18 protein-coding genes are annotated in these 20,615 nt (G+C 70.4%); 9 read left to right on the top strand and 9 right to left on the bottom strand.

Annotated elements, in window-relative coordinates; genetic code table 11:
* Positions 1-146 precede the first annotated feature (146 nt).
* From dhaL to ACQE3C_RS08835, 3 genes are all read left to right on the top strand, one after another.
* A complete protein-coding gene (dhaL, locus tag ACQE3C_RS08845) occupies positions 147-782 on the top strand; it encodes a dihydroxyacetone kinase subunit DhaL (protein WP_434538815.1) in 636 nt (211 codons plus the stop codon).
* A gap of 61 nt (positions 783-843) precedes the next feature.
* Positions 844-1,839: a dihydroxyacetone kinase subunit DhaK gene (gene dhaK / locus ACQE3C_RS08840; RefSeq protein WP_434538814.1), complete on the top strand. Its 996-nt coding sequence runs from the start codon at positions 844-846 to the stop codon at positions 1,837-1,839.
* 56 nt (positions 1,840-1,895) lie between these two features.
* The gene (locus tag ACQE3C_RS08835) at positions 1,896-2,399 is read left to right on the top strand and encodes an O-acetyl-ADP-ribose deacetylase (protein WP_434538813.1); all 504 of its coding nucleotides are present in this window, start codon (positions 1,896-1,898) and stop codon (positions 2,397-2,399) included.
* 133 nt (positions 2,400-2,532) lie between these two features.
* On the opposite strand, the gene ACQE3C_RS08830 is transcribed toward ACQE3C_RS08835, so the two are convergent.
* From ACQE3C_RS08830 to ACQE3C_RS08815, 4 genes are all read right to left on the bottom strand, one after another.
* On the bottom strand, positions 2,533-3,192 hold the full coding sequence (locus ACQE3C_RS08830) for a cation transporter (RefSeq protein WP_434538812.1): 660 nt from the start codon (positions 3,190-3,192) through the stop codon (positions 2,533-2,535).
* Positions 3,193-3,365: 173 nt separating this feature from the next.
* Positions 3,366-4,184, bottom strand: coding sequence for a hypothetical protein (locus ACQE3C_RS08825; RefSeq protein WP_434538811.1), 819 nt, complete (start codon positions 4,182-4,184; stop codon positions 3,366-3,368).
* A 97-nt stretch (positions 4,185-4,281) separates the two neighbouring features.
* Entirely contained in the window at positions 4,282-6,387 is a 2,106-nt protein-coding gene (locus ACQE3C_RS08820; protein ID WP_434538810.1) for a helicase-associated domain-containing protein, read from the bottom strand.
* Positions 6,384-7,277, bottom strand: a complete 894-nt coding sequence (locus ACQE3C_RS08815; protein ID WP_434538809.1) for a hypothetical protein — start codon at positions 7,275-7,277, stop codon at positions 6,384-6,386. Before ACQE3C_RS08815 ends, ACQE3C_RS08820 begins: the two co-directional genes overlap by 4 nt.
* A gap of 212 nt (positions 7,278-7,489) precedes the next feature.
* Here ACQE3C_RS08815 and nagB point away from each other — a divergent pair, with 212 nt between their 5' ends.
* On the top strand, positions 7,490-8,272 hold the full coding sequence (gene nagB, locus ACQE3C_RS08810) for a glucosamine-6-phosphate deaminase (protein WP_434538808.1): 783 nt from the start codon (positions 7,490-7,492) through the stop codon (positions 8,270-8,272).
* On the opposite strand, the gene ACQE3C_RS08805 is transcribed toward nagB, so the two are convergent.
* Complete coding sequence (locus ACQE3C_RS08805) at positions 8,214-9,572, bottom strand: MFS transporter (RefSeq protein ID WP_434538807.1); 1,359 nt, start codon at positions 9,570-9,572, stop codon at positions 8,214-8,216. The genes nagB and ACQE3C_RS08805 overlap by 59 nt on opposite strands.
* A gap of 299 nt (positions 9,573-9,871) precedes the next feature.
* On the opposite strand from ACQE3C_RS08805, the gene ACQE3C_RS08800 reads away from it, so the two are divergent.
* Together ACQE3C_RS08800 and ACQE3C_RS08795 are read left to right on the top strand one after the other, a co-directional pair.
* On the top strand, positions 9,872-10,255 hold the full coding sequence (locus ACQE3C_RS08800; RefSeq protein WP_434538806.1) for a cold-shock protein: 384 nt from the start codon (positions 9,872-9,874) through the stop codon (positions 10,253-10,255).
* Complete coding sequence (locus ACQE3C_RS08795) at positions 10,256-11,041, top strand: DUF3027 domain-containing protein (RefSeq protein ID WP_434538805.1); 786 nt, start codon at positions 10,256-10,258, stop codon at positions 11,039-11,041. It abuts the gene before it with no gap.
* A 23-nt stretch (positions 11,042-11,064) separates the two neighbouring features.
* Here the strand turns inward: ACQE3C_RS08795 and ACQE3C_RS08790 are convergent, their stop codons facing one another.
* Complete coding sequence (locus ACQE3C_RS08790; protein ID WP_434538804.1) at positions 11,065-11,334, bottom strand: DUF2530 domain-containing protein; 270 nt, start codon at positions 11,332-11,334, stop codon at positions 11,065-11,067.
* A 120-nt stretch (positions 11,335-11,454) separates the two neighbouring features.
* Between ACQE3C_RS08790 and ACQE3C_RS08785 the strand changes: the two genes are divergently transcribed.
* Positions 11,455-12,999, top strand: coding sequence for an NCS2 family permease (locus ACQE3C_RS08785; RefSeq protein WP_434538803.1), 1,545 nt, complete (start codon positions 11,455-11,457; stop codon positions 12,997-12,999).
* A 99-nt stretch (positions 13,000-13,098) separates the two neighbouring features.
* On the opposite strand, the gene ACQE3C_RS08780 is transcribed toward ACQE3C_RS08785, so the two are convergent.
* Positions 13,099-13,755 carry an SIMPL domain-containing protein gene (locus tag ACQE3C_RS08780; RefSeq protein WP_434538802.1) on the bottom strand — a complete coding sequence of 219 codons (657 nt, stop codon included), beginning with the start codon at positions 13,753-13,755 and terminating at the stop codon, positions 13,099-13,101.
* Between the two features lie 81 nt (positions 13,756-13,836).
* Between ACQE3C_RS08780 and ACQE3C_RS08775 the strand changes: the two genes are divergently transcribed.
* Positions 13,837-17,241, top strand: coding sequence for a pyruvate carboxylase (locus ACQE3C_RS08775; protein ID WP_434538801.1), 3,405 nt, complete (start codon positions 13,837-13,839; stop codon positions 17,239-17,241).
* Between the two features lie 121 nt (positions 17,242-17,362).
* Here ACQE3C_RS08775 and ACQE3C_RS08770 read toward each other — a convergent pair whose 3' ends face one another.
* Positions 17,363-18,223, bottom strand: a complete 861-nt coding sequence (locus ACQE3C_RS08770) for a DUF7691 family protein (RefSeq protein ID WP_434538800.1) — start codon at positions 18,221-18,223, stop codon at positions 17,363-17,365.
* Positions 18,224-18,334: 111 nt separating this feature from the next.
* Between ACQE3C_RS08770 and ACQE3C_RS08765 the strand changes: the two genes are divergently transcribed.
* Positions 18,335-19,336, top strand: a complete 1,002-nt coding sequence (locus ACQE3C_RS08765) for a hypothetical protein (RefSeq protein WP_434538799.1) — start codon at positions 18,335-18,337, stop codon at positions 19,334-19,336.
* A gap of 43 nt (positions 19,337-19,379) precedes the next feature.
* Here the strand turns inward: ACQE3C_RS08765 and serC are convergent, their stop codons facing one another.
* Positions 19,380-20,486, bottom strand: a complete 1,107-nt coding sequence (serC, locus tag ACQE3C_RS08760) for a phosphoserine transaminase (RefSeq protein ID WP_434538798.1) — start codon at positions 20,484-20,486, stop codon at positions 19,380-19,382.
* Positions 20,487-20,615: the final 129 nt, after the last annotated feature.

The following is a 20,615-nucleotide window of genomic DNA, read 5'->3' as shown; positions in this document are numbered from 1 at the left end:
CGGGGGAGCCGTCGCTAGGCTCTGGGTACAGGTCCTCGTCCTGCAGTGCTGCCGGTCGGGCCTGGCCCAGATATCCCTACCACCCCCTCGCACTCCCACCCTCACGGGTGAGCGTGGGTGTTGCGAGCGGGACGAAGGAGCAGCCCATGCCGGGAACACTTGCCGACGTCGAACGTGTGATCTCGACGCTCACCCAGACCATCCTCGACAACGAGAAGTACTTCGGGGACCTTGATGCCGTCGTCGGTGACGGTGACTTCGGGTACTCATTGGCCCGCGGGTTCGAGATCGTCCACGAGAAGTGGGACGACTTCGACCGCACCGACCCGGGCGTGTTCATTACCAAGGTCGCGATGGCCTTCTCGGCACGCATCGGCGGCACCTCGGGACCCATCTGGGGCACCGCCTTCCTTCGTTTCGGCGGCAAGCTGAAGGGCTCCGATGAGTTCAGTGCCGACGACGTGGTCGCCGGACTGCGTGCCGCGGTGGAGGGCATCAAGCAGCGCGGCAGCGCCGAACTGGGCGACAAGACCCTGCTCGACGCCCTGGTGCCGGCCATCGACACCCTGGAGGCCGAGGTCGCCAAGGGCAGCTCAGCGGCCGAGGCGGTGCGGGCCTTCGCCACCACCGCCCGTGAGGCGGCCGAGGCCACCAAGGACCTGGAGGCCCGCCGCGGTCGCGCCTCCTACACCGGTGAGCGCAGCATCGGCTCGGTCGACGCCGGCGCCATGGCGGTCGCGGTGCTGGCCGAGAGCCTGGCCGATTCCTGGCCGACCGACTGACCCGACCGACAGCCCCGTCCGACCACTGACCCCAACTTCGCAACACTCACAGGAGAGAACAATGAAGAAGTTCGTCAACGACCCCCAGCAGTTCGTCCCCGAGATGCTCAAGGGCATCGCGCTGGCCAACCCCGACACCATCACCTACGTCCCCGAGTACAACCTGATCATGCGCTCGGACGCCCCGAACGACAACAAGGTCAGCATCGTGCAGGGCTCCGGCTCGGGCCACGAACCAGCCCACGTCATGGTGGTCGGCAAGGGCATGCTGGACGCTGCGTGTCCCGGTGACGTGTTCGCGGCCCCGCCGTCGGACTACGTCTACGAGACCGCCAAGCGGGTCAACTCCAAGAAGGGCGTGCTGCTGCTGGTGAACAACTACACCGGCGACAAGATGGCCTTCGAGATGGCGCAGGAGATGGCTGCGGCCGATGACATCGAGTGCGACACCCTGTTCATCGACGATGACGTCGCCGTGCAGGACTCGCTGTACACGGTTGGTCGCCGTGGCGTGGCCGGCAACTTCTTCGTGATCAAGGCCTGCGGGGCCCTGGCCGAAGAGGGCGCCAGCCTGGCCGAGGTCAAGGCCATCGGTGAGAAGGTCAATTCGGTCACCCGGACGATGGGTGTCGCGCTGACCGCCTGCACCCCGCCCGCGAAGGGCTCCCCGCTGTTCGAGCTCGGCGACGACGAGATCGAGCTGGGTGTCGGCATCCACGGTGAGCCGGGCCGTCGCCGCGCGAAGCTGGTCAGCGCCAACGAGATCGTCGACGAGGTGCTCACCCCCGTGGTCAGCGACCTGCCGTTCAGCTCGGGTGACCGGGTGGCGCTGATGGTCAACGGCCTGGGCGGCACCCCGATCAGCGAGCTGTACCTGCTGTTCGGCATCGCGGCCGAGAAGCTGGCCGACCAGGGCATCACGGTGGCCCGCAGCTACGTCGGCGAGTACTGCACCTCGCTCGAGATGGCCGGGGCGTCGATCACCCTGGTCAAGCTGGACGACGAGATCGAGCGCCTGCTCGAGGCCCCGGCCGAGATCGTCAACCGCATCTTCTGAGAAGAGTGCGTGGTGCGGGGCGTGGTGATCCACGCCCCGCGCTTACGCTCAGACCCATGGTGACCCCGATCATCGTCCGCGGCGACATCACCCAGCTGCACGTCGACGCCGTCGTCAACGCCGCCAGCAATGCGATGCGCGGCGGCGGGGGAGTCGACGGCGCCATCCACCGCGCCGGCGGCCCCGCGGTGCTCGCCGACTGCATCGCGAAGTTCCCCCACGGCCTGGCCACCGGCGATGCCGGCGCCACCACGGCGGGCGACCTGCCCGCGACCTGGGTCATCCACACTGTGGGGCCCAACTACCGCGCCGGTGAGCGCGACCGGTCGTTGCTGGTCTCCTGCTACCGCCGCAGCCTTGAGGTCGCCGACGACCTCGGCGCCCGCACGGTCGCGTTCCCGCTGATCAGCGCGGGGGTCTACGGGTGGCCCTTGGACGACGCAGTCGCCGCTGCGGTCGAGACCATTGCTGCGACCCCGACCGCCGTCGAAGAGGTCACACTGGTGGCCTTCGACGCCGACATCCAGGACCGGCTCGTCCGGGCGCTGGGGGCCGCCTAGCTCCCCTCGGGTGGCGGGTGGGTGATGCCGACGGGTGTACGTACTGGATATGTACACGTCTCGCCGGAATTCGTACATGTTCAGCGGACGTGCTGACGACGTGTACAGGTGGACGAACCCGGAGTGAGGGTCCTCAGTCGATGTCCTCACCGGCCAGCGCCTTGGCAGCCAGGCGCTCCTCCTCGCTGACCTCCCAGACCTCCTTGGCGGCGTGCAGCGCCAGCAGGATGATGCCGCAGCCGAGAATCAGGTCGGGCCACCCGGACTTTGTCCTCAGGGTGACCAGCGCCATCGCGATCACCGCGAGGTTCACCAGCACGTCGTTGCGGGCCGAGAGGAATGCGGTCCGGCTCAGCGAGCCACGCGCGTGGCGGACCCGGGCAAGCAGCCAGGCCGAGACACCGTTGATCACGATCGCACCCAGTGAGGCGAGCACCACGGGGACGACGGCCGGGGCACTCGGGTCGCCGAACCGCTTGATGGCCTCCCAGCCAGCGAACAGTGCCGGCCCCAGGATGATCAGCGCCATCAGCTTTCCGAGTCGCGACTGACTGGCCAGCGACCACCCGAGGGCGATGAAGATCAGCAGGTTGACGGCGGTGTCCTCGAGGAAGTCGACACTGTCGGCCAACAGCGACACCGACCCGGCGACCAGCGCCACGCTGAACTCGACGAAGAAGTACGCGAAGTTCAGCAGTGCCACGGTGAGCACGACGCGGCGCAGGGTGCTCGCCTCGATGATGGGTACCTGGTCCTGCTGCTGCTCGGTCTGACTGGTGGTTCGGTCGCTCACGATCCGTAGGCTATCGAGCCGGCGTGCCGCCCCGGGAGACGGGTGGCCGCCGCGCGTCCGACCACCATGCGTCCCGCCATCACAGCAGGACCGCTTCGCGGCGGATGTCATCGTCCAGCGGTTCGCACGACCTTCACGTTGAACGCCGTCGTGCCCAGGGACCCCATGAGGGGTCAGCAGGAGGGGTGTTCGCTCGGGGAGCCGGTCGGGGAACCAGGTTCGCTCGACAGGGACGAGGTCGGCTCAGCTGAACCGCTCGGCTGGGCCGAGGGCGACGGGCTGGGAACGGTCGGCGCCGTCGAGGTGGTGGCGGTGGCCGTCGGGGTGTTGTCCTCGGTCGAGCACGGGTCCAGCGTCACGTTGGCCGAGACCGACGGGCTCACGCTGGGGCTCAGGGACGGCGACGGGGTGCCCGGCAGGGTCTCCGACGGGGTCGGCGAGACCGACAGCAACGTGGGGTCCTCGGTGGTGGGCGGGGCCGTGGTCGGCAGCGTCACCGGCGGCGGCACGATCATCAGGGCACGCCACTCGCCCTGCAGGCCGTTGCCGTCGACCGGGGCCACCTGCACCAGCACCCGCTGGTTGCTGTTGACCCAGGCCAGGGTGATGCTGGGCTGCTGGGTGCGCCCGACCAGGAATCCGTTGGCCAGCACCACGTAGTGGCGAATGCCGGCGGCGTCATAGCTGGGCCGCCAGGCGATGGTGAAGGTCTGCCCGGTGTTGCTGGCCAGGTGCAGGTTGCGGATCGGGGTCGGCAGCGTCCGGTCGGCATGCAGGCTCGGGCTGGGGGTCGCACTCGGGGTGCCGGCCATGCGTCGATTCGCCTCGCTCGGGGCGGCCGTCGCGCCGGTGGTGCTGGCGCTCGCCGACGGGGTGCGTTGGTCGAACTGGGTGCCGGCGTCGCCCAACTGGGTGGGGGACAGGTACAGCGCGGCTCCGCCCACGGCACAGATCACCATGGCGGAGATCCGTTGCACCATGACCCATCGCACGCATACACCCTACGGTGAGCCCTCGTCAACAACCCGCTCAGCCCGGCCGTTCTGAGGGACTCTTCAGAGTCTCTTCATGACTCTTGGGTGATCGTGATCAGTCCGTGACCATCGAGACGACCCGGGCCAGCGGCAGGGTCACCGGGGGCGATGCCCGGCGGACCAACCTGACGTGCCCGGCAGCAACTCCCAGGATGCGCGCGGTGTCGGTACGCGGGCGCCCCTGGTCGTCCACATGGGTCACGTGCACCCAGTCACCCGAACGCTGCGCCGACTGCAGCGCAGCCACCAGGTCGTCGGCGGCCGCGACCGGGTCGGGCAGCAGTAGTTGCCTGGCCAGCACGGTGACCTGGTCGCGGGTCGGTGGTCCGGGCTCGGTGGGCGGCGACGGGGCGTGGGTGGCCCGCAGTGGTCGCGGTGCCTGCATCACCTGTCCCTCGGCCGACTGCGCCACCGGGGCCTGCCCGAGCCCCTGCAGCACCTCGACCACCTCGACGACGTCACCCTGAGCGGCCACCGCCTGCGGCCCGACCTTGGTCAGCCCCAGCACCGATGCCTCTGGGGACCGCAGCAGCGACTCCAGCAGCGCGGGGTCCTCGATGGTGATGATCGCCGCCGCCGGCATCACCCTGATCTGGCCGTGCTGGCGGGCGACGTCGGCGATGAGATAGGTGAGCGGCTGCGGCAGCGGGGTCATCGAATGGGCGGTCAGCCAGTCGACGATCTGCTCCGAGCCCAGCCCGGTGTCCAGGCCGCGGCGGATGCTGGCGGGGGTGAAGCGGCGTCCGTCCGGGCCACGGTCGGTGAGCTGGTCGAGGCGGCGGCGCACGGCGACCTGCAGCGGCCCGACCGGGGTGGCCGACAGGTCGGCCTGCACCACGAACTGGTGGGTGGGCGGTGGGAAGCCGGGGTCGTCGGTGGCCTCGAGCAGCTGCGAGGTGCGCCCCAGCGCCAGCGCGCCGAGGGCAGCGGCCTCAGCGCTCAGCTGCCGGGCCGCGTGGCTGGTCTGCTCTGCGGGCCAGCTGGGCTGGCGCCAACCCACGCGTGCGGCCAGCAGGTCGGGGTCCATGGCGGTGCCGGCCGGTGCCCGGCGCCACTCGGCCAGCACCGCTCGGCGCATGCCGACGATGCTGCGCTGCCCCGCGGGCAGCAGCGGGTCGGACGACGCGCTCGGCCAGCGGTCCAGGTGTGCCCAGGCGCGGACGAGGTCGCGCCACTGGTGCCAGGGGTCCTGCTCGGCCCACCGGTCGAAGGCGGGGGTGGCGAGCCAGCGCGGACCGTGGCTGGCGATCATGCCGGCCTGCCGGGCCAGGGCCAGCATCAGCGCGGCGGTGTCCTCGTCCGCACCGACCGAAAGGGTCTTCAGGTCGCGCCGGCCGAGACCGCCGGTGCTCAGTACCTTCGGGGTGAGCAGAGCCAGCTGTTCGACGATGGTGGTGAAGGTCTCGAGGGCCTCGACGGCGGTGCCCAGGGCGGCATTGGCCTGCACCCGGTCGGGCTGGGCGGCCGGCAGCGCGGGCGGTTGCGGGGCCACCGGTTCGGGGAACAGGCGTCCTTCGCGCAGCCGCATCGCCACCTCGCGGGCGAGCACCACGGCATCATCGGCGACCGGACGCAGCAGCCGCGCTGCCACCAGCCGCTCCGAGGCGGTGACCGCATTCGCGGTGGTGATGGGGCGCTGCGCGTTGCGCAGCCTGCCGACCGGTTGCCACATCAGCCGGTGCAGCACCTCGTGCTGCTCCCGGTCGGCTTCGGCCAGGGCCTGGTCGATGGCGATGGTGGACAAGGGCGCCGGGCTCGGCGGGGCCAGGCCAGCGGGGTAGGGGCCGAAGGCCATCGCGGCCGACCGGGTCAGCAGCACCGACCCGGTGCGGCTGTTCGGCGACCAGGCCAGCGCCCAGGCCAGCAGCGTGTCGAGGGCCGACTGCACCGCGGACTGGTCGGCGTCCAGGGCCCCGGCCAGGGCGCGTGCCGTGGTGGGTTCGGTGCAGGTCGCCAGTGCTTCGGCCACCGCACGCTGCCAGGTGTCGAGCCGGTCGACGGCCAGGCCGGCCGACGTGGGTGAGCCGGCCCGTTCCACCAGTTCGCCGAGCGAACTGGGGCGGGGCTGGGCCAGGTCAGGACGAGCCAGCAGCAGGGTGACCAGCTGCCGCTCGTCCATGCCGCGGATGGCGTCGGCGAGGGTGCGCGGCTGGTCGCTCACGGCCGGGGTTGCTGGGGTGCGCGGGGTTGCTGGGGTGCGCGGGGTTGCTGGGGTGCCCGCGGCTGGGAGCTGCGCGGCCAGGCCAGGTAGATGCCGTAGGCCAGCGCAGCCAGGGCACCCAGGCGCGACCAGGTGCCCAGGCTCGCCAGCACGTCCTCATGGATGTTCCACACGAAGGCGAGCAGCAGCGCCACCGCGGCCGCCAGGCCGGTGAACTGCCGCAGGCGGGGGCCGAAGCGGGGCACGCGCATGGCCAGCGGCACCGCCACCACCACCATCACGAACGACAACTGGGAGATCAGGACCCCCACCGCCAGGCTGACCACCAGCGGCGCGCCCAGGCGGCCGACCAGGAACTGGGCCATCGCCAGCGCCCTGCCCAGCGGGTTCAGCGGCTGCCCGGTGGCGTCGTAGCGGGCCGGGCCGGCGGCCGTCGCAGCGTTGCCCGGGGAGTAACCGCCCGGGCCCTGCTGGGGACCGGGGTCGGACTGGGCGCCGGGGCCGGCGGGGGCGACCGGCTGCCCGGTGGGCGGCGGCAGGGTCGCCAGTTCCGCCTCGGGGTCACCGGTGCTGATCGGGGCATGTGGGTCGAAGGGCTTGTCCAGGGTGGTGGTCGAGGCATGGGTCGAACCCCACGCGCTGGTCGTCATCACCGTGCTCACCGTGCCGAAGGCCTGCTTGGGGTCACGGCTGGGGCCGGTCGGCACACCGTGGCTCCCCAGGGGAGGCAACTGGGCGCTGGGCTGGAACGTCTCGGGCTGGTCCACGGGCCGGTCCTTGGCGAGGTGGACCACCGGCGGCGCCTGGTCGAGGGGCGCCGTGCGGGGGGTCGCGAATCCGTCAGGACGCTCAGTGGGCGCGTACTCGGCGCCGTCGGTCCATGAAGCCATACCGGGATCCTACCCAGCCCCCGGGCCTGCCGCCGGGTGGTCGCGCCAGTGATCGAATTGCGCTCTTGCGGTGAGCGAATGCTCGGAATCTGTGGGCGGATGCCGACTGCTGGGCGCTCACGTTCCTACGCTGGGTGATGGCCGGGTGACCAAGGACGGGTGCCCAGGGGCGGGGCGAAGCTGCCCCGGTACCGTCAGTGGAAGGGAACGCTGTGGAAGTCATCATCTGCGCCAATGAGGAGCAGGTCGGACGCATTGCTGCAGCCCGCATCGCGAGCGCGCTGGCGCGGCGCCCCGACCCCGTCATGGGACTGGCCACCGGGAGCTCGCCGCTCGGCACCTACGCCGCCTTGAAGGAGCGGGTCGACGCCGGCACCCTCAACCTGTCCAATGCCACCTTCTTCGCCCTGGACGAGTACCTCGGGCTGCCGCGCACCGACCCCAACAGCTACGCCGAGACCATCCGACGCACCTTCACCGAGCCACTCGGGGTCGACCCGCAGCGCGTGCACGTGCCCGTCGGTGACGCCGAGGACACCGATGCCTCCTGCGAACAGTACGAGGCGGCGATCGCTGCGGCCGGTGGCATCGACGTGCAGATCCTCGGGATCGGGTCGAACGGCCACATCGGCTTCAACGAACCCGGTTCGTCGTTCACCAGCCGCACCCGCACCAAGACCCTGACCGCCCGCACCCGCGCCGACAACGCGCGCTTCTTCGGGCCGGGTTTCGTGCCCACCCACTGCGTCACCCAGGGGCTCGGCACGATCATGGACGCCGGACGACTCGTCCTCACCGCGCTGGGGGAGGCCAAGGCCGAGGCGGTGGCTGCTGCCGTCGAGGGACCGGTGTCGGCGATGTGCCCGGCCAGCATCCTGCAGTTCCACCGCTACGCCACCGTGGTGGTCGACGAAGACGCTGCCTCCCACCTGCAGCTCAAGGACTACTATCGCGACTCGTTCGCCCTGCTGCCCCAGGGTCGTCGTCCGGTGTGACCCGACGACGCGGCGGCAGCCCCAGCCGGACGTGCCGGGGGACCTCCGGTTCGATGATGACCAGGCCCCGGGGACCGATCCGCAGCCGCTGACCGGTGAATCGTCCGATCGCGAGGCTGGTGAGCACCATGGCGACCAGCAGCAGGGTGCCGTTGAGCGCCAGCGTCGCCCGCGGCCCGATCAGGTCGACCACCCCGCCGATCAGCGGCCCACCCAGCGCATTGCCGCCGAAGGTCACCAGGGTGAACAGGCTCATCACCCGGCCCAGGGCGACCGGGTCGGCATTGGCCTGCACCAGCGTGTTGGCCAGCAACTGGAACAGCACCACGACCGTGTTGATGGCGATCACGAACAACCCGAACACCAAGGGGCCCTCCGCCTGTGAGGTCAGCACCAGCACCAGGCCGTAGAGGCCCAGCCAGGTCGCCAGTTCGCGCAGCCGGCTCGTCCCGCGGCGTCGGGCGGCGATCAGGCCACCGGTGACCGCGCCGACCGCGGCCAGGGAGTTGAACTGCGAGTAGCCCTCGACGCCGGTGTGGAAGACCTCGTTGGCCATGCCGGCATAGATCAACGGCATGTTCAGGCCCAGCACCGCGATGCAGGCCAGCAGCGCCAGCGCCCAGCCGATCTCGGTGGTCTGCCGGATGGTCGCCAAGCCTTCGCGCAGGCCCACCTTCTCGACGGTGCGCCCGGGTGGGTCGTCCACCGGTAGCCGGGCCAGCAGCAGGCAACTGACCAGGCAGGCGGTGGCGTTGATGGCGAAGGCCCAGCCGGGGCCGAAAGCGCCCACGACCGCCGCCGAGATCAGCGGGCCCCACGAGCCGGAGACCTGGAAGGCGATCGAGTTCAACGAGATCGCCTGGCCGATGTAGCGGCCCGACAGGGCGGTGATGATGCGGGCGCGGCCGGGTTGGTCGATGACGTTGGCGAAACCGATCCAGGTGGCGGCGATGAACACGTGCCAGGGTGCGATCCGCTCACTGATCGCCAGGACGGCCATCGCCAGCGCCGACATGCCGGTCATCGCCTGGGCGAGCACGACCAGCCACTTGGCGTTGAACTTGTCGGCCAGCACCCCGCCGTAGAGGCCGAAGAACAGCACCGGCGCGAACTGCAGGGCCGTGCTGATGCCGACCGCCTGCACGTCGCCGGTCAGGCGCAGCAGCAGCCAGTCCTGGGCGATCTTCGAGATCCAGAACCCGGTCGAGCCCTGCACCATCGACAGCAGGTACAGCGGGTAGCCGCGCTGGCCGAGGGCGCCGCGGCGCCAGGGCGGGCGGCGGGTCGGGTGTTCAGGCATGGGCAGCAGTCCGGGGTCTTGAGGTGGCGGGGCGGGCTCTGCTGGGACGACCGCAGGGAGGCACCCCACCTGGGAACTCTAGGGCCAGCCGGTGGGGGCGGCGAGTCCCGGTCGCTCCCGGTGAGCGCTTCCCGGGCGTGGCCGGGTCATGGCCGGGTCCTGGTCGGGCGCCGGTCATGGTCCCGCTGAAGGGTTGCGAGGATCGACGGGATCAGGGTGGAGCCCACCGTGAGCCAGCCGGTAGTCTGGGGGCTCATTGAACATGCCGGGGTTTCCGGCCGGAATGGACAGAGGTTGACGTGCCGATCGGCAAGGTGCGTTTCTATGACGCGGAGAAGGGCTTCGGCTTCCTGCAGAAGGAGGACGGCGGCGACGTGTACGTGCGCGCCAACGTGCTCCCACCGGGGGTGACCAGCCTCAAGGCCGGCCAGAAGGTCGAGTTCGGGGTCATCGAGGGCCGCAGGGGTGAACAGGCGCTGTCGGTGCGCCTGATCGACGTCCCGCCGTCACTGTCCAAGGCCTCGCGCCGCAAGCCCGACCAGATGGCTGTCATGGTCGAGGACCTGATCAAACTGCTGGACGGGATCGGCAACGACTACCGCCGCGGACGACACCCCGACTCACGCCACGCGCAGAAGATTGCTTCGGTGCTGCGTGCTGTCGCTGACGAACTGGAGCTGTGAATGGCGGCACTCGCCACTCGTAGGAAGCCGAAGATTGACGCCATCCTGGCAGCGGCGATCGACCAGGCCCGTGAGGCCGCCCAGGCCTACGCCAAGGATTTCGGTGTCGGTGAGCACATCGGCATGCTCGCCGATGACGAACGGGCAGTGACCCACCTGTTCACCTGCGAGCACCCGGGCTACCAGGGCTGGCACTGGGCGGTGTCGATGGCGCGGGCCTCCCGCGGCAAGTACGCCACCGTGAACGAGGTCGAGCTGGTGCCGACTGATTCCGCGCTGCTGCCGCCCGACTGGCTGCCGTGGGAGAACCGCATCCAGGGCGGCGACATCGGCGTCGGCATCCTGCTGCCCACCCTCGACAATGACCCGCGCCTCGAGCCCGGCTTCACCGGCGGTGAGTTGGCCGCCGACGCCGACCCGGCCGAGTGGTCCCAGACCCGCGCGGTGGTCGCCGAGCTGGGGCTGGGCCGCGAACGGGTCCTCAGCCGTGAGGGTCGTGAGATGGCGGCCGAGCGGTGGCTCGCCGGTGACGGTGGCCCCGACAACCAGATGACCCGGCAGGCGCCCGACAACTGTGTCTCGTGCGGCTACTTCCAGCGCATCCAGGGCAGCCTGGGCATGCAGTTCGGGGTCTGCACCAACGAGTTCAGCGACGCCGACGGACGAGTGGTGAGCGTCGACCACGGCTGCGGGGGACACTCCGCCGTGGTGGCCGAGGAGCGCGGCATCGAGTTGCCGCTGCCGGTCTACCACACCATCGAACCCGACTTCATCCTGTTCGACTGACCGCTGGTCGGGCGAGCGCGGGACTACTGCTTGGTCGCGGCGGCGGGGGCGCCCAGCCCCTCGTCCGCGGCTGCCCGGCGACGGCTGCGTCGGCGCAGGCAGTAGGCCAGCGCGACCACGCCCACCCCGGCCCCGGCCAGGCAGGTCCACAGCCACCAGGTCTGGTCGCTGGAGTCGCTGCCGGCTCCGCGCAGCAGCAGCACGACCGCGGCGACCACCCACGCGAGGGTGCCGATCGCCATCACCTGCACGCCGTCCTCGTCCAACGGTTTCACGGGGGCCTGGGTCAGCATGGGCCCATTCTAGGGCGGCCTGAACGCCTGCCGCCCGGCGGCAGGGGGTTGGTTGCACAGGTGCCCACAGGGCCCATCCTGGTTGGATGGGCCCCGGCCACAGGTCCTAGCATTCGGGCCATGGCCCCAACTCCATCTGACACCACCACTGAACCCGAAGCGGCCACCGGCAAACTCGACCGCTTCTTCGACATCACCAAGCGCGGCTCGACCGTCGCCCGCGAGGTTCGCGGCGGGCTGGTGACCTTCTTCACGATGGCCTACATCATCGCCCTCAACCCCCTCATCATCGGGACCGCCGCCGACAAGGACGGCAACCTGATCACCGGCCAGCCGATGTTCCTGGATGCCGCCGGCACCCAGTTGAACGAGGCGGCCATGAACGAGTCGAAGCTGATGGTGGCTGCCGCCACCGCGCTGGTCGCCGGCGTGCTGACCATCCTGATGGGCGTCGTCGGGCGTTTCCCGCTCGCCCTGGCCGCCGGTCTCGGCCTCAACGCCATGCTGGCCTTCACCCTCGCCCCGATGATGACCTGGCCGCAGGCCATGGGCCTGATCGTGTGGGAGGGCATCCTGATCACCCTGCTGGTGTTGACCGGGTTGCGAGAAGCGATCTTCCGGGCGGTGCCCGGCTCATTGCGCTCGGCGATCTCGATCGGCATCGGCCTGTTCATCACCCTGGTCGGCCTGGTCTCGGCCGGCGTCATCCGCCCCGGTGCGGGCACCCCGCTCGAACTGGGTGTCGGTGGCTCCCTGGTCGGCTGGCCGATCGCCGTGGCCGTGTTCGGGTTCTTCCTGCTGGTCACACTGGTGGCCAAGAAGGTGCCCGGCGCGATGCTGATCGCGATGCTGGTGACCTCGGCGGTCGCCGTCGTCCTCGAACTCGTCTTCAAGATCGGCCCCCGGGTCGACGCCGAGACCGCGACCGGCTGGTCCCCGCCCGGCCCGGTGCTGCCGGACGCCTCGGCCTGGGCTGCCCCCGACCTGGGGCTGCTGGGCCGCGTCGACATGTTCGGTGCCTTCAACGGGCCCGACGGCAACTTCAACCTCGGCTACCTGCTCGGCCTGGTGCTGATCGTCTTCTCACTGCTGCTGGCTGACTTCTTCGACACCATGGGCACCGTCGTGGCCGTGGGTGCCGAGGGTGGCCTGCTCGACGAGAAGGGCAACCCGCCGCGGCTGCGCGAGATCCTGCTGGTCGACTCGCTGGCCGCCGTTTCCGGTGGCCTGGGGTCGGTCTCGTCGAACACCTCGTTTGTGGAGTCCACCTCGGGTGTGGCCGAGGGTGCCCGGACCGGTCTGGCCTCGGTGGTCACTGGTGCGGCCTTCGTGCTGGCGATCTTCCTGGCCCCGATCGTGGCGCTGGTGCCCGCCGAGGCGGCCGCCCCGGTGCTCGCCTACGTCGGCTTCCTGATGATGGGCCAGGCCACCACCATCAGCTGGGACGACATCGAAGAGGGCATCCCCGCCTTCCTGGTGGTCGCGCTGATGCCCTTCGCGTACTCGATCACCGTCGGCATCGGCGCGGGCTTCATCGTCCACGTGCTGGTGAAGGTGCTCAAGGGCAAGGCCAAGCAGGTCCACCCGCTGATGTGGGCCACCGCGATTGCCTTCGTGGTCTACTTCGCCCAGGGCATCCTGATGGACCTGATCGGACGAATCTGAGGTTCGCCCCCGCTGGTTGCCCCTGAAAATTGCAGTTGCCCCTGTTCCGGAACAGGGGCAACTGCAATTTTCAGGGGCATGTGGCGATGAGGGGACGAGTCAGTCGGCGCGGAAGCGGGCCTCCACCTGGATGCGGACCTGGATCTCGCGGGGGGACAGGTCGAAGCCCTCGTCGGCCGCCGATGCCGCGCCGGCCCTGGCCATCATGGGGGCCGGTGCAGCCTCGGCCTGGGGGCGTTCCAGGAGCCCGGTGTCGGCCACCTGCAGCGGGGTGACCTGGTCGAAGCCGGACGCGGTCGCCATCACCTGCGCACGCCGGCGGCACAACTTGACCGCCTCGGTGGTCACCTCGGTCTCGAGTTCACGCTGCGACTGTTCGGTCAGTTCCCAGTGCGGCGCGGACAGGTTCAGGCCGTCGACGCCGCTCCACTCCTGGGTGAGCCTGGCCACCAGGTCGAAGTCGGTCAGCGCGATCTGTACTCGTCCGCTCGACTCGTGCTGCATCGGCAACTGCTTGCCCTCCTTGTTCCACGGACGCCAACTGCGGGTGCCCACCGGCGAGACCACCAGCCGGTCGACGATCTCGGGACGATCGGCCTGGATCTGGCGCACCTGGTCGGAGAGCTGGCGCATCAGGGTGTGCGCGGCGCTGGCAGCCTGCTGCTGGTTGGCCGATTCACGGCTGACCCGCACGGTCAGAACGGCAATTTCGGGGACGCGACGTCCCTGCGCGGCGGCGCGCACGGTGATTTCCATGACACCATCCTGCCTGCGCCAGGTGCCCGCGTCGATGGTTGCGTGCCTGCTGGTGAAGGTCTGGCCACTAGTCTTGTGCCCATGTTCTCCAAGGTGCTGGTGGCCAATCGTGGCGAGATTGCAGTGCGGGCGTTCCGCGCTGCCTATGAGTTGGGGGCGCGGACCGTCGCGGTCTTCCCCTATGAGGACCGGAAGGCCGAGCACCGCATCAAGGCGGACGAGGCGTACCTGATCGGTGAGAAGGGCCACCCCGTCAGCGCCTACCTCGACATCGAGGAGATCATCCGCGCCGCGAAGGAGGCCGGCGCCGATGCCATCTACCCCGGCTACGGCTTCCTGTCCGAGAACCCGGACCTCGCCCAGGCCTGCGTGGACAACGGGCTGGTCTTCGTCGGGCCCCCGTCCGGGGTGCTCGAGATGGCCGGCAACAAGGTGCGCGCCATCGACGCCGCCCGCCGGGCCGGCCTGCCCACCCTGAACTCCTCAGCCCCGTCCCAGGACATCGAGGAACTGGTCAAGGGTGCCGAAGAGATCGGGTTCCCCGTCTTCGTGAAGGCCGTCGCCGGTGGCGGTGGCCGCGGCATGCGCATGGTGGAGGACCCCGCCGACCTGCGTGAAGCCCTCGACGCCGCCATGCGTGAGGCCATGGGTGCCTTCGGTGACCCGACCGTCTTCGTCGAGCAGGCGGTGCAGCGCCCCCGCCACATCGAGGTGCAGATCCTCGCCGACCAGCAGGGCAATGTCATCCACCTGTTCGAGCGTGACTGCTCGATCCAGCGGCGCCACCAGAAGGTCATCGAGATGGCCCCGGCCCGCAACCTCGACCCGCAGCTGCGCGATGCCATGTGCGCCGACGCGGTGAAGTTCGCCCAGACGATCAACTACCAGAACGCGGGCACGGTCGAGTTCCTGCTCGAGACCGCCGGCCCCCGCGCCGGGGAGTACGTGTTCATCGAGATGAACCCGCGCATCCAGGTCGAGCACACCGTCACCGAAGAGGTCACCGACGTCGACCTGGTCGCCTCACAGATGCGGATCGCCGCCGGGGAGTCGCTGGCCGACCTCGGCCTCAGCCAGGACAGCGTCCAGGTGCGCGGCCACGCCCTGCAGGCCCGGATCACCACCGAGGACCCGTCCAACGGGTTCCGCCCCGACACCGGCGTGATCACCGCCTACCGCTCCGCCTCGGGTGCCGGCATCCGCCTCGACGGCGGCACCACCGCCACCGGCGTCGAGATCAGCGGCTTCTTCGACTCACTGCTGGTCAAGGTGACCGCCCACGGCCGCGACTTCGAGACCGCCCTGCAGCGCCAGCGGCGCGCGCTGGCCGAGTTCCGCGTGCGCGGCGTCTCCACCAACATCCCCTTCGTCCGCGCCGTGCTCGACGACCCGGAGTTCCAGGCCGGCAACACCTCGACGCACTTCATCGACGAACGGCCCTACCTGCTGACCTCCCGCGCTCCCGCCGACCGGGGGACGAAGGTGCTGCGCTGGTTGGCCGACGTGACCGTCAACCGTCCCAACGGGGAACCGGTCACCCTGCTCGACCCGGCCGACAAGCTGCCCGAGCTCGACCTGAAGACCCCGCCGCCGGCCGGTTCGCGGCAACGGCTGGCCGAGCTGGGCCCCGCCGGTTTCGCGCAGTGGCTGCGGGATTCCGACCACGTCGAGGTCACCGACACCACCTTCCGAGACGCCCACCAGTCGCTGCTGGCGACCCGCGTGCGCACCCGTGACCTGCTCGCCGCCGCCCCGGCCGTGGCCCGGATGACCCCCGAACTGCTCAGCGTCGAATGCTGGGGTGGCGCCACCTATGACGTGGCGCTGCGTTTCCTGGGGGAGGACCCGTGGGAGCGGCTGGCCCAGCTGCGTGAGGCCATGCCGAACATGGCGCTGCAGATGCTGCTGCGCGGGCGCAACACCGTCGGCTACACCCCCTACCCGACCAAGGTGACCACCGCCTTCGTCGAAGAGGCTGCGGCCACCGGCATCGACATCTTCCGCATCTTCGACGCCCTCAACGACGTCGAGCAGATGCGCCCGGCGATCGAGGCGGTGCTCGAGACCGGCACCTCGGTGGCCGAGGTGGCGCTGTGCTACACCTCTGACCTGAACAACCCGGACGAGGACGTCTACAACCTCGATTTCTACCTGCGGCTGGCCGAGAAGATCGTCGAGGCCGGGGCCCACGTGCTGGCCATCAAGGACATGGCCGGCCTGCTGCGGCCCCCGGCAGCCTTCGACCTGGTGACCGCGCTGCGCCAGAACTTCGACCTGCCGGTGCACCTGCACACCCATGACACCGCCGGTGGACAGACCGCGACCCTGCTGCGGGCCATCGACGCGGGGGTGGATGCCGTCGACGTGGCCAGCGCCCCGATGGCGGGCACCACCAGCCAGCCGCCGGCCTCGGCGCTGGTCAACGCCCTGGCCCACTCGCAGCGCAGCACCCGGCTCAACCCCACAGCCGTCAGCGACCTCGAGCCCTACTGGGAGGCGGTGCGCAAGGTCTACAGCCCCTTCGAGTCCGGGCTGGCGAGCCCGACCGGTCGCGTGTACACCCACGAGATCCCCGGTGGGCAGCTGTCGAACCTGCGCCAGCAGGCCATCGCCCTGGGCTTGGGTGACCGCTTCGAGCAGATCGAGGCGATGTATGCGGCGGCCAACAAGATCCTGGGTCGTCCCACGAAGGTGACGCCCTCGTCCAAGGTGGTCGGCGACCTGGCCCTGCACCTGGTGGCCGTGGACGCCGACCCGGCCGAGTTTGAGGCCGACCCGCAGAAGTTCGACATCCCCGACTCGGTGATCGGCTTCCTCAACGGCGAGCTGGGTGTCCCGGCCGGCGGCTGGCCCGAACCGTTCCGTTCGAAGGCGCTGGTCGGACGAGCGGCCCCCGTGCGGGTCACCGAAGTGGAGCCGGAGGACGAGGCGCTGCTGAACACCCCCGGACGAGACCGCCAGCAGACCCTCAACCGGCTGTTGTTCCCCGGCCCGACCAAGGACTTCAACGAGTCACGCGAGGAGTTCGGCGACCTGACCGGTGTGCCGACCGTGCCCTACCTGTACGGCCTGCAGCCCAATGTCGAACAGGGCATCACCATCGACAAGGGCGTGACCCTGATCGCGTCGGTGGAGGCCATCGGCGAGCCCGACAAGAAGGGCAAGCGCGTCGTGATGACCCAGTTCAACGGGGCCATGCGTCCGGTGCGGGTGCGTGACCGTTCGATCAAGCCCGACATCCAGGCCGCAGAGCGGGCCGATGCGGCCAACCCCGGCCACGTCGCGGCCCCGTTCTCTGGTGCGGTGACCGTGCGGGTCAGCGAGGGCGACACCGTCAACGCGGGCGACCCGGTGGCGGTGATCGAAGCGATGAAGATGGAGGCCTCGATCAACGCGCAGGTCTCCGGTGTGGTGGAGCGGGTCGTGGTGACCGACACCGTCCAGGCCGAGGGCGGCGACCTGCTGCTGGTGATCAAGCAGGCCTGATCACTCCGGCCCTCACCGCCGCCCAACCGCCAAATGCCCTACAACGGTGCACTTGCCCCCGTTCCGGAACGGCGGCAAGTGCACCGTTCAGGGGCAAGTGGTGCTGGGAAACCCGTAAGGGTCAGCGGCCGGGCTGGCGGGGCTGTCGTCCGGTGACGATGGGGGCCGTCGGGTCGAGGTCGCGGGGATGGTGCGAGCGGGTCTGTCGTCCGGTGACGATGGGGGCCGTCGGGTCCCACTCACCCTGCCCGTGGCGCGGCTGCGAACCGGTCTGGTAGCCGGCCTCAGCCTGCGGCTGCTGGGTGGTCATCTCGGCGCGGTTGGTCTCCCACCAGGTCACGTACAGGTCCGGGAGCATCCGGTCGGCCTGCTGGGCCTGGCGGGTCCACTCGGCAAAGGCGTCCAGGAAGGCGAGCAGGTGCTCGGCGCCACCACGCCAGTCCTCGTCGACCTGGTCGACGATGCTGCGCAGGGCCTCGGCGGTGGCCAGGGCGTGCGGGTTCTTCGAGTAGCCGACGTGCATGCCGTGGGCCGGGCGCAGCGGCAGCGAGGCATCCAACGCCATCAGGCCCCGCAGGCTGAACTGCGAAGCCAGGCCAGCCTTGGTCAGGGCGAAGTCGAAAGCCTCGGCCTGGCCGGGGTCCAGCGCCAGCGTGGTCGTCCCGTAGTCCCTGGCATCAACCCACGCATCCACCACCCGCCAGCTGGCGACCAGCCGCGAGGGTTCGACATAGCGGCCCTGGATCAGCGCCTCCCAGTCCGAGGGGATCGGGTGGTCATGCGGCACCACCACCGCCAGCGGGTCACGCCGAAACATGGGCCCGATCCGCTGGATCATGCTGGGCTTGCGCTGCTGTTCAGTGGCGGGCACGACGAAGGCGTCCGAGGCGATCTGGCGCAACTGCGCGGCCAGGCCCGGATCGGCTCCGAACATGTCCCGGATGTCATAGACGCTGATGGCATGCAGCCGTAGCTCACCCATGTGCCAACGGTAGCCGATGGCGGCTAAGGTAACTGGAATGAACCCCCGTAGCCGCAAAGCCGTCGTGTCCCTGGGGCTCGTCGCGCTTGTGGTCCTGGTCGTGCTGGGCGCATGGCTCGCCTGAGCCGGTGCCGGGCCGCCCTCGTGGCCGCCGTCCTCGCGACCAGCCTGTCCTTCCAGGCCCTGCCCGCGCACGCGGAGGACACCACCTTCGCCGTCACCTCACAGCTGGAGCTGACCGGGCTGGCCGTCGACCAGGACCTGGGCATCTACTGGGCCGTTCAGGGGGCAGCGTCGCGCAACATCATCGCGGTCGACTCCACCGGCACCGTCGCCGGGACGATGACGCTGAGCGAGCCGGTCACCAGCGTGCAGGCATTGGCCAGCCGCAACGGGGTGCTCTACGTCGCCGACATCGGCGACCCGCAGGCCAACCGCGAGACCATCACCGTGCTGCGCGTCGGTGAGCCCGGCTACCACCAGGTCACCCCGCTGGAATGGGAGTTCACCTACGAGGACGGCCCGCACGACGCCGGCGCCTTCGGCGTGTCCGGACGAGGCAACCTGTACGTCATCACCCGCGGCGCCAACCCCGGCATCTACCGCGCCAACACCCAGCCCGAGGTCGGGGTGACCAGCACCCTCACCCGGCTGGCCGACGCCCCGGCAGGGGTCAGCGACATGACCTTCCTGGCCGACGGCTCGACCATCGCCCTGTGGGGTGAGGCGGGGCTGTTCCTGCTGAACGGTTTCGACTTCCGGGTCACTGCCGTCTCGCCGGTGGCCCGCACCGGCGAAGCGCTGACCGTGGGCCTGGAACAAGAACTGCTCATGCTGGGCACCGGCGGCAACCCGGCCCAGGTGGTGGCCACCCCCCGCCCGACCGGGATGACCTCGATCACCCCCGCCCCGAGCCCCACGCCGACCCCGACGCCCAGCCCCTCAGCCTCGGGCACCCCGGGTGATGAGCAGGTGCCGGACGGTTCGGCGGCCGCGCGGCGCACCGGCACGATGGCCGCGATCGGTGGCGCTGCCGGGCTGGCCGTGCTGGCCGGGGTCGCCACCGCCTTCTGGCCCGTGCGCCACCGCCGCGGCCCGCGCCGAGGCGTCTGACCGGGGCCGCTGCCCCGGGGGCGCCCCGGCTGGGGCGAATGCCTCAGTACTGCCCGAGCAGCCAGTCGATGCTGGCCAGCAGGGCGCTCACGTCGTCCGGGTCGACGCTGGTGAAGCAGCCGATGCGCAGCTGGTTGCGACCCAGCTTGCGGTAGGGCTCGGTGTCGAGGATTCCGTTGGCACGCAGGTCGGCAGCCAACTGCTTCGCGTCCACCGTGTCGGCGAAGTCGATCGTGGCCACCACCGGGGAGCGGAACTCCGGCGCCACGAAGGGGGTGGCCAGCTCGTGGGCCTCGGCCCACGCGTAGACCCGGCCCGACGACTCAGCCGTTCGTCCGGTGGCGAAGCCCATGCCGCCGTTGTCGAGGACCCACTGCAACTGCTCGGCCAGCAGCACCAGGGTCGCCACCGCCGGCGTGTTCAGGGTCTGGTTGGCGCGCGAGTTGGTCGCCGCCACCGCCAGGTTCAACGACTCGGGCACCCAGCGGTCGGTGCGGGTGGTCAGCTCCTCGGCCCGGGCCAGCGCCGCCGGCGAGCAGAACGCCAACCACAGCCCACCGTCGGACGACAGGTTCTTCTGCGGGGCGAAGTAGTACACGTCGGTCCGGGCCAGGTCGGCGGCCATGCCGCCGGCCGAACTGGTGGCATCGACGAGCACCAGTCCGTCCTCGGTGCCCTCGGGGCGGACGACCGGGGCCGCCGCGCCGGTCGAGGTCTCGTTCTGCGCCCACGCGTACAGGTCGACACCCTCGGTGGCCGTGGGCAGTACGACGGTGCCCGGCTCGGACTCGAAGACCACGGGCTCGGCCAGGAATGGCGCGCGCTGCGCGGCGGCGGCGAACTTCCGGCTGAACTCCCCGTAGACCCCGTGGGCGCTGCGCTCGGTGACCAGCGAACAGCTCGCCACGTCCCAGAACATCGTCGCGCCACCGTTGCCGAGCACCAGCTCGTACCCCTCGGGCGCCTGGTACAGCTCGGCGGCCTGTTCGCGGATGCGTCCGACCAGGTTCTTCACGCCCGGCTGGCGGTGCGAGGTGCCCAGCAGGGGGCTGGCGGCCAGCGCGGCGACGGCCTCGGGACGAACCTTGGCCGGGCCGCTGCCGAACCTTCCGTCGCGGGGCAGCAGGTCGGTGGGGATACGCAGCGTCATGGGGGGATTCTCCCACCCGTGACGAGCGCGGTCACCGCAGGTCCAACCCCCGCACACGGTGCCTCGTCGGCGCACGAACTGTTCCTCGGGGCAGCAGGCAATCGACTGTGGCACGGGTGCCAGAATGGG

It is taken from the genome of Aestuariimicrobium sp. Y1814 (genome assembly GCF_050113895.1).
GTDB lineage: Bacteria > Actinomycetota > Actinomycetes > Propionibacteriales > Propionibacteriaceae > Aestuariimicrobium.
The sequence above is the reverse complement of the archived record's forward strand: the minus strand, read 5'-3'. Positions and strand labels throughout refer to the sequence as shown.

Bases quoted from the DNA above. Each gene is read 5' to 3' on its own strand.
- dhaL (WP_434538815.1), top strand. From the start codon at position 147: ATGCCGGGAACACTTGCCGACGTCGAACGTGTGATCTCGACGCTCACC.
- dhaK (WP_434538814.1), top strand. From the start codon at position 844: ATGAAGAAGTTCGTCAACGACCCCCAGCAGTTCGTCCCCGAGATGCTC.
- ACQE3C_RS08835 (WP_434538813.1), top strand. From the start codon at position 1,896: ATGGTGACCCCGATCATCGTCCGCGGCGACATCACCCAGCTGCACGTC.
- ACQE3C_RS08815 (WP_434538809.1), bottom strand. From the start codon at position 7,277: ATGGCTTCATGGACCGACGGCGCCGAGTACGCGCCCACTGAGCGTCCT.
- ACQE3C_RS08805 (WP_434538807.1), bottom strand. From the start codon at position 9,572: ATGCCTGAACACCCGACCCGCCGCCCGCCCTGGCGCCGCGGCGCCCTC.
- ACQE3C_RS08795 (WP_434538805.1), top strand. From the start codon at position 10,256: ATGGCGGCACTCGCCACTCGTAGGAAGCCGAAGATTGACGCCATCCTG.
- ACQE3C_RS08790 (WP_434538804.1), bottom strand. From the start codon at position 11,334: ATGCTGACCCAGGCCCCCGTGAAACCGTTGGACGAGGACGGCGTGCAG.
- ACQE3C_RS08785 (WP_434538803.1), top strand. From the start codon at position 11,455: ATGGCCCCAACTCCATCTGACACCACCACTGAACCCGAAGCGGCCACC.
- ACQE3C_RS08780 (WP_434538802.1), bottom strand. From the start codon at position 13,755: ATGGAAATCACCGTGCGCGCCGCCGCGCAGGGACGTCGCGTCCCCGAA.
- ACQE3C_RS08775 (WP_434538801.1), top strand. From the start codon at position 13,837: ATGTTCTCCAAGGTGCTGGTGGCCAATCGTGGCGAGATTGCAGTGCGG.
- ACQE3C_RS08770 (WP_434538800.1), bottom strand. From the start codon at position 18,223: ATGGGTGAGCTACGGCTGCATGCCATCAGCGTCTATGACATCCGGGAC.
- ACQE3C_RS08765 (WP_434538799.1), top strand. From the start codon at position 18,335: ATGGCTCGCCTGAGCCGGTGCCGGGCCGCCCTCGTGGCCGCCGTCCTC.
- serC (WP_434538798.1), bottom strand. From the start codon at position 20,486: ATGACGCTGCGTATCCCCACCGACCTGCTGCCCCGCGACGGAAGGTTC.